Origin of the sequence: Cyanobium usitatum str. Tous, from assembly GCF_963920485.1 — a bacterium.
Taxonomy (GTDB): domain Bacteria; phylum Cyanobacteriota; class Cyanobacteriia; order PCC-6307; family Cyanobiaceae; genus Cyanobium_A; species Cyanobium_A usitatum_A.
The window spans coordinates 2,506,904-2,523,072 of sequence record NZ_OY986431.1 but is presented as its reverse complement, the minus strand read 5'-3'; the positions used below and the strand labels follow the sequence as shown (position 1 = coordinate 2,523,072).

General features: G+C 50.6%; 6 protein-coding genes. 2 read left to right on the top strand and 4 right to left on the bottom strand.

Going from position 1 to position 16,169, the window contains the following annotated elements:
- Nucleotides 1-50: 50 nt before the first annotated feature.
- Together U9970_RS13515 and U9970_RS13510 are read right to left on the bottom strand one after the other, a co-directional pair.
- Nucleotides 51-845 carry a DUF1281 family ferredoxin-like fold protein gene (locus U9970_RS13515; RefSeq protein ID WP_322764630.1) on the bottom strand — a complete coding sequence of 265 codons (795 nt, stop codon included), beginning with the start codon at nucleotides 843-845 and terminating at the stop codon, nucleotides 51-53.
- 125 nt (nucleotides 846-970) lie between these two features.
- Nucleotides 971-1,792 (bottom strand): hypothetical protein, encoded by an 822-nt coding sequence (locus U9970_RS13510; RefSeq protein WP_322764629.1) that lies wholly within the window; start codon nucleotides 1,790-1,792, stop codon nucleotides 971-973.
- A gap of 293 nt (nucleotides 1,793-2,085) precedes the next feature.
- Here U9970_RS13510 and U9970_RS13505 point away from each other — a divergent pair, with 293 nt between their 5' ends.
- Nucleotides 2,086-3,030, top strand: a complete 945-nt coding sequence (locus tag U9970_RS13505; RefSeq protein WP_322764628.1) for a hypothetical protein — start codon at nucleotides 2,086-2,088, stop codon at nucleotides 3,028-3,030.
- Between the two features lie 78 nt (nucleotides 3,031-3,108).
- Here the strand turns inward: U9970_RS13505 and U9970_RS13500 are convergent, their stop codons facing one another.
- The gene (locus tag U9970_RS13500) at nucleotides 3,109-3,456 is read right to left on the bottom strand and encodes a hypothetical protein (protein WP_322764627.1); all 348 of its coding nucleotides are present in this window, start codon (nucleotides 3,454-3,456) and stop codon (nucleotides 3,109-3,111) included.
- 1,576 nt (nucleotides 3,457-5,032) lie between these two features.
- Between U9970_RS13500 and U9970_RS13495 the strand changes: the two genes are divergently transcribed.
- Complete coding sequence (locus U9970_RS13495; RefSeq protein ID WP_322764626.1) at nucleotides 5,033-5,464, top strand: hypothetical protein; 432 nt, start codon at nucleotides 5,033-5,035, stop codon at nucleotides 5,462-5,464.
- A 188-nt stretch (nucleotides 5,465-5,652) separates the two neighbouring features.
- Here the strand turns inward: U9970_RS13495 and U9970_RS13490 are convergent, their stop codons facing one another.
- Nucleotides 5,653-15,444 carry a lectin-like protein gene (locus tag U9970_RS13490; RefSeq protein WP_322764625.1) on the bottom strand — a complete coding sequence of 3,264 codons (9,792 nt, stop codon included), beginning with the start codon at nucleotides 15,442-15,444 and terminating at the stop codon, nucleotides 5,653-5,655.
- Nucleotides 15,445-16,169 lie beyond the last annotated feature (725 nt).

Here is a 16,169-nt window from a genome sequence, read left to right as displayed (position 1 = left end):
AAGAGGGGTGTTACCCCCTCCCTAGTTCGCAGCAGTTCATGCGTAGGCAATCAGGCGGATACCAAGCATTTTGCGGATTCCTCCTCAATCTCTTGAATCATCTTCTCAATCAAAGACTCACGAGCTGCAAAAAAGAAGTCGTAAAACTCTCCCGATTCGCAGTTTTCACAGAAGAACTCTTCCATGTCGTCTTCGAGGTCCAGACCCTCTTCTTCAAATCGAGCATCAAGGTCTGGGAACTGTTGACGCATAAAGGGTTCTCTGTAATTGCTCATCGAATCACAGAAATCACGGACCACACCATCTTTGGCAATTGTTACACCAAAGAAGTCCATGCCACCCTCTTCATAGTAATTAGTCAGAAGAGAACCAGGGAACTTCTTGGAGAGCACCGCCATACATTTTTCGCTCAGGGGTGACCAAGCAGTGCAGAAACCAGCACTGAACTCAGTAGAGGGTTGTTCATCCTCCCAGTCATTGCAGCAGGAGTACACATCCCACTTGGTACCCCAGTTCTGAATACGCCAGTCATACCATGAGTTCTCACGGATAGTGGGTTCGTTCCTCAGGATTCGCTCCCGCTCCTCCTCGGTCTTGGCGTGTTGAGCAGAAATTTCGGGATAGGTCTCCGCCACGGGGGTGACGCTGTAGTCGGGTTCGGGATAGAAGGTCTCAAGAAAGTCCTGTTGATACCCATTGCCACGAACCTGAAATGTCGTGGCAATTTCCTGCCACTGTTCAGTAGTGATATTAGTGATCGTGAAGGAGTTGTTGCAGTCGTTAGGCATTGTTCTTTTGTGAGAGTTGATAAAGATCCCGCTACAAAGAGTGGGGTGGACGGTCAATATGTTCTGCCAAAGCAGCGCGGTTTATCACGCCTCCCGAGGGAGAGTTGCCGCACATTGACCGAGTGCGGCGTTCCTGATAAGGCGGTCAATCAATCTTGATAATGGGCGTACTTTGCTAGACCCTAATTCACTTGCAGTAACTTCTTAAAAGTACTATTAAAAGAATTGTTGAAATGATCCATAATACTAAGATTTGGATATGAAAGTTGGCTGTAATGGGTCGGATAACTGAGACCGCTGACCGCAGTTCCCCCGACCACATCAGTAAGAACCTGTGGCTGGAAGTTGTCTTTCTTCTGCTTGAGCCAGTATGCAACGCCGTGCTGAACTGGAAGACCAACTGACTGGCAGACTCTTGCCGAAGAATCCTCGGATACAATCGAGTGAAGATTTTCAGGCGGATTGTAAGCAGAGAGATAAGGCATCAAATTAGGAAGGTCTGCCTTTACCAGTTCGCGCCAGGTCGAATAAGCATCAGCCCCGTGCCAAGAACAAATACGCTGCTTGATCAAAGTCGGAATAAAAAATGGATAAGGTCCGACCTTGACCGAGAACTGAAACTCAATTTTCTTGCGTTGCTTAGGTAGCAACTCACCATTATAGGAATGCTCAAACGAGAGCTTGTTCTTTAGATTGTATTGTTTTACCAATACACTCCAGAAATCAGTATTCGCAAAGAACAGTAACTTCTCATTATGGTGCCCGACTGTAGAGTACTTGCTAGGCTTTTCGGCAATCAAGCAAGAATGCTCGCTGTAGGGCTTATAGAGGCTGTATTCGGGAGACTTTTCGTACTGATTGTCTTGATACTGAGCAAGCCATCCAGACTTAAATGCGTCACGCTTCTGAGTGAAGTTATTGCGAAGAAGTTTCCGATTTTGCCGGAGATTGGCGATAGTCTCGTCGGTTCCTTCGCAATTTTGCGATCCAAATCCTTTAGTCATTAGTATAAGGGTAGATAGTGTATAGCATTTCTCCAGAAAATAGTGTCTGCGTTCCAGGAGTGAAAAGCAGCAACTGCCAGCGGGTGAATACCAGTGCTGATAAGACGACCAGGGCGGGAATGTCTGGTCAAAGGTGAAACCCTTGCGGGTAATGCGTATTCGGTTTTGAAGCGGTGGTCGGGGTCCTCCCCTCGGCTGTACCCAATATACGACCTCTGCGCGTTCCCGTCAGCTAAGGCGACCAGTTCGGCGAGTGGCACATCCTCTGCGCGTTCCCGTGCTAGTGTTCATCAATGAGTGACCTGCCCCCCTGTCCGACCACAAAAGAACTTGCTGACCGCCTGACTGCTCCACTGGGTTCCAAGGATCGGTTTGGCAGGAATGGTGCTGCGGTTCTGGTGACTGCTGGTCTGGTTGCCGCTGCCAATGCCTCCTGGGTTAAAGGCACCATCAGCACTTTTCAGGACAACCAGAAACTGCACCCAAAGGTCTGGGACAAGTTGGTTGCCATTGCCCGCAGTGAGAATCTCAAGGGATTGCCTGAGAAGTCTCTGCCTGCCTCCTACACCGCCCTTTATGCCCTGGTGGTAATGAAGGATGAGGAGTTCAGTGCCGCTGTTGCAGAAGAGGACCTTGTTACTGGTGGTGCCTCTAGTCGCTCCCTGCTGGACTGGACGAAGGCATATCGCCTCAGAGGAACGGGTATTGGGAAGGAGATACCTTTGACCCTGGTACTCCCTGATGACCTGACACCACAGCAACACAAGATCCTCCTGAGTGCTCTGCAGGAAACGGCAGCAGAGTTCGGGGCTCAGGTGCTTGAAGGCAAAGGCGGGGTCAAGCAGGCAGGACTGAAGGCAGATGCTCGGAAGGCACTGGCATCACAGATTGAAGAGCACTTGATGCAGGAGATCGCTGCCGTGGTGTCTGGTGCTCCTGAGGAACTCAAGTCACGCTTTGGCATTCGCAGTGCTTCTGATTTGATTGAAGGACCCAAAGCGACTTTCACGGGGTTCTTTCAGAATCTGGTCGGTAAAGTCAAGATTGAGTTCTGGAGGCAATTTGGTCGTGCTTACTTGTTGAAGATTGCCCGCGACTTTAACTTGACTGATTCAAGAGCAGAACGGTTTCAACTGAAGAAAAGGATTCTTGATGTTTTCATACCAACTTGGGGACCTCAGATTGCTGGATTTGATGCCATGGCAGATGAGGTCCTGACAACCTATATGAGTAAATAGTTTTTGGCGGATTTTTTTGAGGTCGCCCGTAACACTTTATAGATTACGGGGACCCATTGATTTTCAACTGCGATTCCCTCACTCATAAATGCAGTCAAGGGCACTAATGATCTGATCAAGGAGGTGGTTGGGCATTGCTTGCTCAATTCCCCGAATCATTCCTGTGCCATCAATGCAAAAGTAATAATCCCTCATTCCTTTACTGAACCAGAAGGTACGAACAATCTGGGGTGTCTCATCGTCCAATAAGTCGTGAGTCAGGTCAATGGCATAGTCACTAATACCCCGCTCCAGTGCTGTCTGAATGGTCTTGAGCATTTTCAGGGCACCTTCTAGTTGCTCTGGCGTCAGGTGCTTGAGTGCATCTTGATACTGGTGCTCAATAGAAAATATACTTTTGACTTTATCTGCATTCTTCTTTTTCATATGATTTAGGTCACTTAGAGGACTTTTTGCTTCTTCATTTGCTCATAGATGGTCTTGATTGCATAATCAATAACGGCATCGTCATTTGGAAACTCTTTCTGACCAGTAATGGTGCTTTTGACCTTGTTCTGGATTTCACGCATCAGAATCCTGGTTTTACTAGTCATTTATTAGGTTCTCGTAGAAGTCCTGGATTCTCAGTTCCATTAGGTTGCACTGCTGATGGTCCATCTCTGCCATCAGGAACTGATAGGTCTCAGGTAAGTAGTGCTCCAGTGAATCCAGTTGCCGTTGAAGAAAACTGATTCGTTGTTGTATATGTTCTTGAGTTTTCATAACCATTCCTTGATGAATCCAGAAGGAACTGTTTCGGGTCTTTTCAGGAAAAACTCTTCTTTCTTTATCAGATACTTCACCAGGTCTGATTTGTTCAATTGGTAATGAGTACAAAGAAATGTCCAGGAGTCCCTAATGTGCTGCTCTCGTTGCTTGAAGGATACTTGTTCTCTTATTGCACCAGACTGATCTCTCATTTTATTGCTATGGATGACTAAGGTATTTATAGGGGTATCAAAGTATAAAGTATTTCCTGTGAAACCTTATCAACTGCAGTCTTTGCGGGCATTCCGGTGGGGTCTCTAAACACTCTACTTATGTTTTATAAGGTATTTCTAAAGCAACTTATAGGGGTTTAGAGCAGTGTCTTAGTGGAATGTCCTTCGGACATTGCCTTCGGCAACCTATTGATTTACACTTGAGAACAGAAGACAGCAGCAAAGCAATTCAATAAAGTTCCTATAACCTGTTGAAAACGATACATAGTATATATAAGACTTTGATATTACACTTATACCAGTCCTGAAACTAGTGCATAGTTATTCTACTCCCAAATACAACATTTGTCAAGTTGACTGAATAGAGAAATTGCCTTATAATGTCAACATAGAGTTTATCGATAGAGGCAAGTAGAAGTATTATGGAATCAGTAATTGACGAAAGATATAGGCTGTTATTGATAGAGCATTATCTTGAGAATAACAAAGAAGTTTCTGTTTCAGGTGGTATAGGTAAGTTGACATTCTCTTGTCCGTTTTGTGGTCCATTAGGGCGCTCAGAGGCAAAGAAGAAGCACCGAAAAGCAGCACTACTCTGGAATTCTGTTCAGCACTCCTGGGTCTTCTACTGTGCCAAGAAGGGTAGTGTCGAGTGTATGAATGGTAAGACCTTTAGCAACCTCATTAGTGCCCTCAATCCTGACCTAGGAGAGGCATACAGGCGTGAGAGGTGGCATTCGGGCACAACGGGCAAGGGACACAACTGCAGGGCACCACAGCGTCTTGTAGGAGTATCAACTAGTGCCTACGGTTCTATCAAGTCCAGAAGTGCCCCTGATTGATCTACCAGGCGGTGTCGCTTGCCTGTGTTTCGTGCTCGTTGTTGGGCAGTTCGGAAGGCATCAGCGGTATTGTGCTTCTCCTGAAACCGCTGCCATTTGCCGAACTGATCCTGCCACTGAATGATAATGCGGACGCTCACAGGGTGAATAAATATCTGTGAGTTTATTCTATCCGCAATTTTGATTGACAGAACGCAGGACCATATTTGGAAAACAGTACAGGCAGTTCTCAGGGAGCAGCGGTATCAAACCAGACTTGCTCTCCTTGAGGATTTCTCCTTTTATGTCTTTCGCACAGACACCAATGCAGTCCTGGCAAGGGGCATTCAAGGGTTTGAAGCAGCAAAGTCAAAAGCAAATGATCTTCGCAAGCAAAATGGACTGAAGTGGGACCAGGTGAAGTTCAAGGCAGAGCGTGGGAGCCAATCCAGTATTCCTGGTTCAGCAGCAGCATCAAGGCAACCATTTGGTGTGAGTCGTGATGGAAGAACCTTTGCAAATGGTTCCGGAGAAACCAGCAGTGTTGATTACGCCAAACGCTACAACCCATCAAAGGGGCGTCGGTTCAGGGGGTATACGGATGCCCAGGGGAACTACCACGATATTGATTAATGCAGGTTTCTTCCTACATCACCCCCGCAACTCCAGCCCCCTGACCCCGTCAATGCTGTCGCCCTCCTCAGGCAGGAGGAAGCAGCAACCTCAGCAGCAGGCGCCTGGGACTTTGATTCAAGGGGTTCCGATGCCACCGCTGAGTAATGAAGCAGATCTCCATCAGCGTTCGGGATGGTTAAACATCCTCAAACAATTGCCAAGTTGGTCAGTGCCCCTGAGTAACCAGTTATCTCAATCAAACCATCAGCAGTACTGGAGTATCCAGCGGTTCCATTATTTAGTGCAAGGAAGGTCCTAGTTGCTGGTTCGCTAACATAGGTAAAAGTAGCAGCACTATTTCTCACGAAAGTGGTGGGTGTAAGCACTGCCGCAATTCCCTCTTGCGTTAATGATGAGACGGCTCCAAGTTCTCTGAGGTTTGTGGCACTCACAGCACGAGGACCATCAATCCGGTCGGTGCCGATCACAAGGTCAGTGATGCGGTCGTAACCAGGATTTCCAGTGGTACCCAGTAGCGAATCGGTGAGTGCATAGCGGAAGGTGTCTTTGCCACCTCCCCCTGTAAGGACATCAGCTCCCGTGCCTCCGATCAGGGTGTCGTTGCCCTCTTCTCCAAGCAGGGCGTCATTGCCTGCCAGACCAGAGAGGATGTTGTTGCCACTGTTGCCGGTGATGATGTTGGCAAGTGCATTGCCGGTGCCTTTCACTTTGGCATTGCCCGTGAGGGTGAGGTTGCGGTACTGACTTGCAAGTGTTGTGGTGGATCCGGTAATGAAGGTATCGGCAAAGCGGTTGGAGAAGGAAGCAAGGTCATTACCTGCGGCATCCTGAACAACCGCTGTGGTCTGGTTGTTTGCAGGATCCGTGTAGGAAACCCGTAGGTTTACATTGCTTGCTGGAGCGGTTCCTGTGAGGGTAAGGATGAGTTTAGAGGGGTCGTTCTGATCCTGTGTGACGCCGCTGATTGTACGGTTTGTTGCCCGATTTTTTGAATTAATTGTTGCTACCGCAAAGCTAGAAGGCAGGACACCTGTGGCACCAACAGTTTCAGAGAATTTAAGGGCAACCGTTGTTCCCTGAGTGCTGATGCTGGAGATAGTGGGTGGGGTGGTGTCTGTAGGGGTTTCGATGACATCCAGTACCGCTGCCGTAACTGCCTTGGTGTAGTTCAGACCAGGAGTACCATTATCGGTGACCTGAATGTTGAGGTTCAGGAGTGGGTTGGTTTCAAAGTCAATAGCGGCACCAGATTTGACCCGTACCTGATTGCCGACGATTTCCGCCAGGATGTTGTCGGCATCGTTTCCACCTGACCCTGGTACGAGGGCATAGGTGAAGGAGGAGCCAGCATCTGGATCTGTAGCCGACAGGGTGCCGATGACTGCACCTGCAGAACTGTTCTCTGCGATGCCGCTGCTTGTGAAGGTGAGGTCAGTGGGTGCCTCATTGACATTGAGGACTGCTGCTGTAACTGCCTTGTCATAGGTCAATCCAGGAGTGCCGTTGTCGGCGACCTGAATATTGAGGTTAAGGAGTGGGTTGGTTTCAAAGTCAATAGAAGCACCCGATTTGACCCTGACTTCATTTCCAACAATGTCTACAAGGGCATTATCTGCATCATTGGTTCCGTTACCTGTGGCGAGGGCATAGGTAAAGGAGGAAGCAGCATCTGGATCTGTAGAGGAGAGAGTGCCAATGACGGTGCTAGCAGCACTGTTCTCTGCGATGCCGCTGCTTGTGAAGGTGAGGTCAGTGGGTGCCTCATTGACATTGAGCACTGCTGTTGTAACTGCCTTGGTGTAGGTCAGACCAGGAGTGCCGTTGTCGGTGACCTGGATATTGAGGTTGAGTGTGGGGTTGGTTTCAAAGTCGATCAGGGCACCAGATTTGACCCTGACTTCATTTCCAACAATGTCTACAAGGGCATTATCGGCATCATTGGTTCCGTTACCGGTGGCGAGGGCATAGGCAAAGGAAGAACCGCTATCTGGATCTGTAGCGGAGAGAGTGCCAATGACAGCGCCAGCAGAACTATTTTCAAGGATGCCGCTGGAGGTGAAGGTCAGGTCAGTAGGAGCCTGGTTGGGGGTGTAGAGCACCGCCGTCTCAAATCCAGCAAGCACCAGATCCACCTCAAGCAGGCTGACGGTGAGTGTTTGCCCGTTTGGATTGCTGATGTAGGTCTGTAGGGCTGCCAGCTGTCCTGTGCTGATCAGGTTCTGCCGCTCCAGGGCATTGAGCCGCAGGGTGAGCTGATCGCTGCCCAGCCCGCCATCCAGGCGGAGTTGGCGCTTTGTCGTTAGGGCAGTGGTGCCATTGAGATCCAGGTCGGCAATGTCGTTGCCGGCGTCCAGACGGATGATCTCAAAGCCATTGAAGGCAGTCGAGACGGCATTGCCGCTGCTGGTAGCAGTGCCCGCGCCGCTCTGGCTGAGGACGACGGTGTTGATGGCGGAGCTGAGGGTGAGATCGTCGGTTCCGGTGCCACCAGAGAGGGTGCCTGTGAGGGAGCCGACTGCGGCGAGGATGGCGTAGTCATCACCAGCAGCGAGGTTGATGTCGGAGATGTTGGTGAAAGCCGTGCCATCGGCGGTACCGGAGTTGGGACCGGTGATGGCAACGATATTGCTGTTGGTGTTGAGGGTGAGGCTGTTGTTCTGAGGGGTACCACTGCCACCGCCGCCACCGCCGATGTTCTGGAAACCGGAGAAGCTGCCGCCACCACCACTGCCGTTATCGATCACGATCGTGCCGCCATCACCGATTGAGATCGTGTAGCTGCCATCGACGGTCAGGGTGTTGCTGCCAGCACCGCCATCGAGGATGCCGCTGAGTCGTCCACCGGCTTGGATGGTGACAGTGTCATTGCCGCCTTCTAGGTAGATGTTCTCGATGCTGGAGAAGGAGACCAGATCGAGGGTGCCTTGATCGAGTCCGGTGATGATGAGGTTGTTGGCAGAGGCGTTGCCGTTGAGGCGATCAAAGCCAGCGCCACCATTGAGAGTTAGTGCTGCGGTTGTGCCTGCGCCGTCGGTAAGTGTGGCGGTATCAGCTGCCGCACCGAGGTCAATGCTGCTCAGCAGGGTGCCGGCATAGGGACCGGAGGTGGCAGTAGAGCCAAAGCTGATGCCGTCGATGCTGCCGGAGGATGTAGCAGTGATCAGGAGGGTGTTTTCTGCCGTTGGGTTGGCAATGGAAACGTTGTAGTCCGCCGTTTTGGTGGTGTTGCCATCGGTTGCCGAGACCTGGAAGGTGTCGGTGAGAGTGGAAGTGCTCTGGTTCTTGATGGCAGTGCCGTTGCCGGTGTAGGTGCTCAGACCGGCAGAGGAAACAGCGAGGGTGCCGTAGAGCCCGTTTGTGGATGCGGGTCCATAGGTGATGGGGATGGTGCCGTTGAAATCGGCGGCATTGTTGATGGCAATGGAGCCTGTGGAGGCAGTTGGCAGAGTTGCGGAGAAAGCTGTATCGAGGAACTGGAGCGACAGTGTCGCTGGGTTCAAGTCAGGTAGGTCACCATCTGGAAGGAAGAGGTTGCTGGATTCAAAGCCCGTGAGGGTGAGGTCCAGGGTGCTCAGTGCCAGGGTGATGGACTGATTGGTTGGGTTGCTGAGATAGGTGGTGAGAGCAGAGAGGGTTTCAGCAGAACTGAGGTAATCGAGTTCTGCTTTGGTGAGCTTGAGGGTGAGGGCATCGGTGCCCGTTCCGCCATCAAGGGTGAGGGACTGCCTGAACGCTGGAGCAGTGGCAGAGGAATTGATGGAAAAGACAGCAGTGTCATTGCCATCGAGAAGATTGATTGACTCAAAGCCGCTAATGGAGGTGCCTGCTGCGGTGCCACTGAGTGTTTGATCAATGGAGAGGCTGTTGGCGCCGCTGTTGAGGTTGAGGGTGTCGGTGCCATCACCACCGGCAAGGGTTCCGAGTAGGGAGCCACCGGCATTAATGGTGGCAATGTCGGCACCACCCCTCAGGTCAACGGCATAGAAGTTAGTGAAGTTGGTTCCGTCTACTACGCCAGATCCTGCGCCTGTCAGGGTAAGTATATTGGCATTATCATTTAGATAGATGTAGTTGTACCCACCGTCGATGTCAAAGCCAGGGGGTGGTGGCGCGATCGTGATCGGCGGTGTCGTGGGCGGAGTGACTGGGGGAGTGATCACCCCGCCAGGAGGCGGAACGGGGGCACCGGGTGGCAAATAGACAATCTTTTTGGTGCCGCCTCCGTTCAGAAGACCTGTAAGGCTGCCACCAGGGAGGATATAGACAATATCGTCACCTGCCTTGAGGTCTACATTCTCAAAAGCGCTGAAGGCAAGCCCGTCGAGGGTGCCTTGATTCTCGCCTGTCAGAACCAGGACATTGTTGTTTTCATTGCCGTTCAGGGTGTCTATGCCTGCTCCACCCTCGACTGTCATCCCAGTATTGGTTCCAGCAGCACTTGTAAGAGTGGCGGTGTCTGGTCCAAGCCCTAAATCAATTGAATAGGTGCTTGTGAAAGGAATGCCGTCGATGGTTCCGGCACCTGGAGCAGTGATGATCAAATTATTGTTTTGATCATAGTTGGCTGCCGGATAAGTTACGGCTGATGATTTGTCGGTCGCAACAATTTCGTATGTCCCGTGTCCGTCTAAGTAGCGAACTACTCCACGAATCTGTTTGCCTACTTCACCAGCGGTAAGGGTATATGTGCTGTTGCCATCTGTGGCATCAGAGGTGCTGATTGGAGTCCAGGTTCCGCCGTTGTCGCCTGTGACCTCCCATGAATAGACATAGGTGGGCGTGTATGCAGCAAAGTTGTCCCCATCTTGAATTTCTGAGGCATCAATGCTTATGGTTTGACCAACCTTGAAGTTCCCAGCGAGGGTCGGGCTTCCAGTGTGCTCAATATTGGGTGCGAGCTTGATTTCTGCTATTCCGTATCTTGTTATGTTTGCTGGTGCGTTGCTCCAGTCTCCGGCAGAAGCAGTCCATTCTGTACCGGGATTAGTTTTGTACCACTCAGGATATGCTTCAACGATCATTTCCACTGCTTCGTTGGTGAACCCCCAGGCTTGATTCGGTCTATTCTGTCCCCAATTAGAAAACGTAAATGCCTCGCTCGATGCCCATTTCCATGTCCCTCCAGCTACTTTATAAAGACCGGTCCAGTAAATGTCACCATTTATGGGTTGAGGGTTGTTGGGGTATGGTTCATAGCCTTTGTTGGTGTCAGCAAAAGTTCTTGATATCCATTCGTTCTCTGCCGCATCATTAATCGTCACCAAGTGCCCACCGAGAGCAACTGCATTTGCTTCTGCTGCTTCCCAGGTTGGACCTTGGACGATCACATAAGCGGAATCACCACGGCGGATGAAGGGAATTTCTGCGATTCCCTTTGGTATTAATCCATTCCCATCTACAGTTGTGTCGTACCAATATCCGTTTTGCGACACACTCGGATCGCCATCCAAGAAGTTAATTGTAAATCCATAGTTTTCTGGACCGAATACGTCAATTCCGCTTGGTTCGTTCGTAAACCAAGAGGCGTATCCTGTTTGTTGACCTGACGACCAGGTGTAAGTCCCATTGTCATCGGCATCCTGAATGCCTAGCCAGAAGAATCCGTCGCCGCTCAAGGCGTTGATTGCCCGATTCTGACCAGTCAGCAGATATGCGTTCTCACCGGCATCGTTAATGGTGACTAAATTGCCGCCAAGCGCAACCGCATTCGCTTCTGCTTGTGTCCATGTAGAACCATTGACGATGGTGTAAAAGGAATTTCCTCTCACCATGACTCTTTCAGAAATTGCTACCGATTGTGTGATGCCAACCTGAAACTCAGAAGTCATCAAGGCATCAGAGAACACAGAGACTTGAAATTGCTCGCCAGTATCAGCGTCAACCGCAAGTGAATGCTGAATATCAAGCTTGCCGTTCTGAATTGTTCCCGTACCACTCAGAGCCCCAGATGCCAAATCATCTGCGGTGATGCCTGTGATCTTCCACCAGACCTGAGCACCTTCTGCGAGGTTGCCTGATGCCTGAGTGCCCGCAGAGAGATTGATGGACGTAGTGAAGAGCCCAGAACCTTCTTTGACTTCTCCTTGGCGGTTTATGGAGAGGGAGAGGGGGATTTCTGCGATTCCTGTAAATGCATGATCCGAGTTGGGCGGGTTAGTCCCTAAATCTATCCATGTAAACCCAGCCATGGCTGCATAGTCTTCACCGCTAGGGTCATACCATCCAACATTATTCGGTTCATTTGTGCTCCAGTTCGTAAAGGTTAAAGGACTGCCTGTTGGGTCTGTCCATACTCCCTCGACAAGGCTATCCGTCGCTCCTATCCAAAGGCTATACCCATCACCGGGAATCTGATTGGGTGCCAGACTGCTTAAGGGAGATCGACCAACGTTCCCAAACTTGTCCGAAAGCCACGTATTCTCTTCAAGGCTGCCTATTGTCGTTAGGTGACCACCTAATACCACTGAGTTTGCTTCTGCCTGCGTCCAAGAAGGACCATCAACAATTCTGTATATTGAGTTCCCCTTGATGACAATATTCTCCGAGATCGCTACAGAACTCTTGCTCCCAATCAGGTACTGAGAGGTCATTAAGGCATCAGAGAACACAGAGACTTGAAATTGCTCACCAGTATCAGCATCAATCACAAGAGAGTGCTGAATATCAAGTTTGCCGTTCTGAATTGTTCCCGTACCACTCAGAGCCCCAGATGCCAAATCATCTGCGGTGATGCCTGTGATCTTCCACCAGACCTGAGCACCCTCTGCGAGGTTGCCTGATGCCTGAGTGCCCGCAGAGAGATTGATGGATGTGGTGAAGACCCCAGAACCTTCTTTGACTTCTCCTTGGCGGGTTATGGAGAGCGTTAGGGGGATTTCTGCAATACCTTGTGAAACCAGTGATGGAATTTCATCGAGATCATTCCATACACCTGGAACTCCATATTTGTTTGCTGTGGGATATATGACAGCATAGTCTTCACCCGTACCACTTGTTGGATTGCCACCACTATTGGGTTCCCCGACTGCCCAGTTTTGATAAGTTGATGTTGAGCCTGAAACCCACTGCCATATTCTTTCCGAAACTCGGTCAGTGTAGCCAATGTAAAGTGCCAGTCCGTCAACGCTTCCCGTCGAAATACCCGCAAAACTGTTGGTCACAAAAGAGTTTTCAGCCGCGCTCTCGATTGTGACAAGATGCCCTCCTATCGCGACCGCATTCGTTTCTGCTTGAGTCCAATTAGGACCATCCACAATTCTGTAGATGGAGTTGCCCCTTATGACTCTATTCTCGGCAATCGCAACAGATGACATCGCACCAATTTGCTGAGTCATCAAGGCATCAGAGAAAACTGAGACCTCAAAGGATTCCCCTAGGTCCGCATCAACTTTTAGTGAATGCTGAATATCAAGCTTGCCGTTCTGAATTGTTCCCGTACCACTCAGAGTGCCTGATGCCAAATCATCTGCGGTGATGCCTGTGACCTTCCACCAGACCTGAGAACCGTCTGCAAGGTTGCCTGATGCCTGAGTGCCTGCAGAGAGATTGATGGATGTGGTGAAGAGTCCAGAACCTTCTTTGACTTCTCCTGTGCGGGTTATGGAGAGGGAGAGGGGGATTTCTGCGATACCGTTGAAATAGTTATTGGGATCCTGCTCTAAGGAGTCATTCCAGAGACCCGATGGTAAATACATTACGCCATAGTCTTCGCTCCAACCGTTGTAATTATTCGGTTCCGTTGGTGCCCAGTTTGTGAACCCATTTGATTCACCGCTTACCCACTCCCAAACACCTTGACTTGTCTCTCTGAGACCGATAAATGCGGAAGTGTCCACCCCAGTTGAAAATTTTTGCTCGACCCAAATATTCTCTGCTAAGTCATTTATGGTCGTTAGATGACCACCATTTGCCACCGAGTTTGCTTCTGCTTGCGTCCAAGTAGGACCGTTTACCGTTGTGTAGAGGCTGTTCGCGCGAATGACAGTTTTTTCATTCACATCAATAACGCTTGCGGTGACTGCTTTGGTGTAGGTTTGTCCACCGTTATCGGTGACCTGGATATTGAGGTTGAGGAGTGGGTTGGTTTCAAAGTCGATAAGGGCACCAGATTTGACCCTGACTTCATTTCCAACAATGTCTACAAGGGCATTATCGGCATCATTGGTTCCGTTACCGGTGGCGAGGGCATAGGCAAAGGAAGAACCGCTATCTGGATCTGTAGAGGAGAGAGTGCCAATGACGGTGCTAGCAGCACTGTTCTCTGCGATGCCGCTGCTTGTGAAGGTGAGGTCGGTTGGACCATTATTTAATACAAATTTGATCAAATACGGATCATATGTTCCTCCTCCAAAGATGTTTCCTGGCAGTGATGCCTGAACAGATCCCGCAACGAACAGCGATCCGTCGTCGGCTAAGGAGAACTGTATAGATTCTTCTGATACTGAAGATCCCCACTGACTGGCTGCGATAAGAGAGCCTGTAACAGTGTTGATTCTAAGGAACGCATTGTCAATGCCCCCTGAGTTGACATAGCCAGGGAAGGCTCCGGTAGTGTTGGCAAGGACAAAAAGTTCTCCCGCAGTATTTATCGATATCTGAACGGGGTTGTCTGTGCCAGCTGTCCCATAGGTGTTTGTCCACACCTGAGAGCCAGTCGCGTCAAGCTTTGTAATGTAGATATCGCTCGTTCCGGCTTTGACTCCAGCGAAGTACAGCGAATTGTCGCTTGCCGTGTAGATGGGACCAATCCCGTCTGTTCGCATCCTTGTCCAAAACTTAGTTCCGGATGCTGTAAAGAGTGAAATAAAGCCCCCAGATGCTTCTGTCTGTCCATCTATGGGCTGGTTGGTGTAGCCGGCAACCGCAATATAGGTGCCATTTCCGGATACTTGATTCGTCCCCCCATTCGCATCTTCCCCGTTTCCGCCAATAGTTCTTGTCCAAAGAAGGCTGCCTTGGGTGTCGAATTTGGCGAGAAAGGCATCGGCTCCACCAAGAGATGGGGTGCCATTTAATCCAAAGTAGGTAAAGCCTGAGACGTATATCCCAGAGCTATCTGATGTGACTGATCTTGTTCCGGTATAGCCCGGAAGTACCCGTGTCCAGATTTTATTGCCGGCAAGATCGTATGACGTTAGGTATCCTGTCTTTCCCCAGCTATTGACTTGACCGTCTATCGTGCCAGCTATTGTCTGACCTGCCACATAGATGTTGGAACCGCTGGCGGAGATGCCCTGAATTATTTGAGTTCCTATTGGTCCCGAGTTGATTGTTGTGTATGTGGTTCCGTCGGAATTAAATATTGTGATTAGGTTGTCAGAGTCGTTTGTCTTTGGGGCTCCATCGACAAGATATCTGCCTGCGCTTGCGGTCCAAATCTTTCCGTCAGAAGCCGCGGCTACTCCATAGGAAGTCTCGTAGCCTGTTGTTCCAAACTGCCTAATCCAAGCCGTAGAAACGCTCAAGGAAGCATTCTCCACGCTTGTCAACGAATCTTGAATTAAAATCTTTCCCGAATCAGGACTCGTTCTTAGTGCGTTCTTTTGGGCATCGGGGAGCAATTCCCCGCTCAACAATCTCGCAAAATACTCCCCCTCGTCCCCGGGAGTATCCACCGCATTCAGCAGCCCATCCAAGTGATGCCCCAGCTCCTCCGTGAGCACCGCAATCACCCGGTCCTTGGTCGCCCCTGCTAACCAATCGGCATTGAGATAGATCGTGCCTGTACTGAGCGCATAAGCCCCCAGCGCACCGTTGATGTCCGCCGCGGAGAGCAGAACGATTGGCGGTAAGGCACCGAACTCACCCGCAGACCACTGGTTCGTCAGGTCGCTGAGTGCTCCAGGTTCCCCGTTCAGCAGCAGTGCCTCTTGAGCGGCAGTAGTCAGTCGACCATCTGCCGACCATCCCTGAAGCAGCAGGTGCCACTCGGGCAGAAGGGCACTAAGGAGGTTCGTCGCTGCATTAGAAATTGCCATTCAGTCCTCTCCCTGCAGTGGATTAGGGAAGAGACCCAGAACCAATTCCGACTCTCTTCATATTTTCTTCAAATCTTACCCTCCCCCTTGCGACCCAGGAGAGGGTCTGCGGGCTTGGAACGGGTGCTTATGCGCACACTGCTTGAGTAGCCACCTTGCTTTATGCATTTTCTGCATAAATCTGGAACGGTCTTTGCCGCCTCGTTTAACCCCAACCCTTAGGTTCGCTCAGTGGTAGTCACCCATTTATGTATTGGCAGGACCAGCGGCGCAATGTTGGCGCCTCTACCCCCACAACTCCAACCCCAACCCCGCCAACGCTGCCGCCCTCCTGAGGCACGAAGACGCAGCAACCTCAGCAGCGGGTGCCTGTGACTTCGATTCCAACGGTTCCGAAGCAACCGCCGAGTAATGGAGCAGGTCTCCATCAGCGGTGGGGATGGTTAGGCGCCCCGTCACGACAACGGCACCGCCAACCTCCTGAACCGATTGAACCTCCCAACACCAACCAGGGGCACGGTGGTGAAGGTGGCGGGCAATGGTGTTCCAGGGGCAGTAGGTCAGGGTTGCTGTGCCCTGCTTTCTGGTCTTGAAGTGGCGCGCCCCTGTGGATTCAGTACGACGCTGAGCAACCCGATAAGCATCCGCCAGATCTTGCTTGGTCTGGCGATGATGCGAGGTGCCGTTTTGCTCTTGCCACTGGATCTAGAGTGTCATTGGTATTT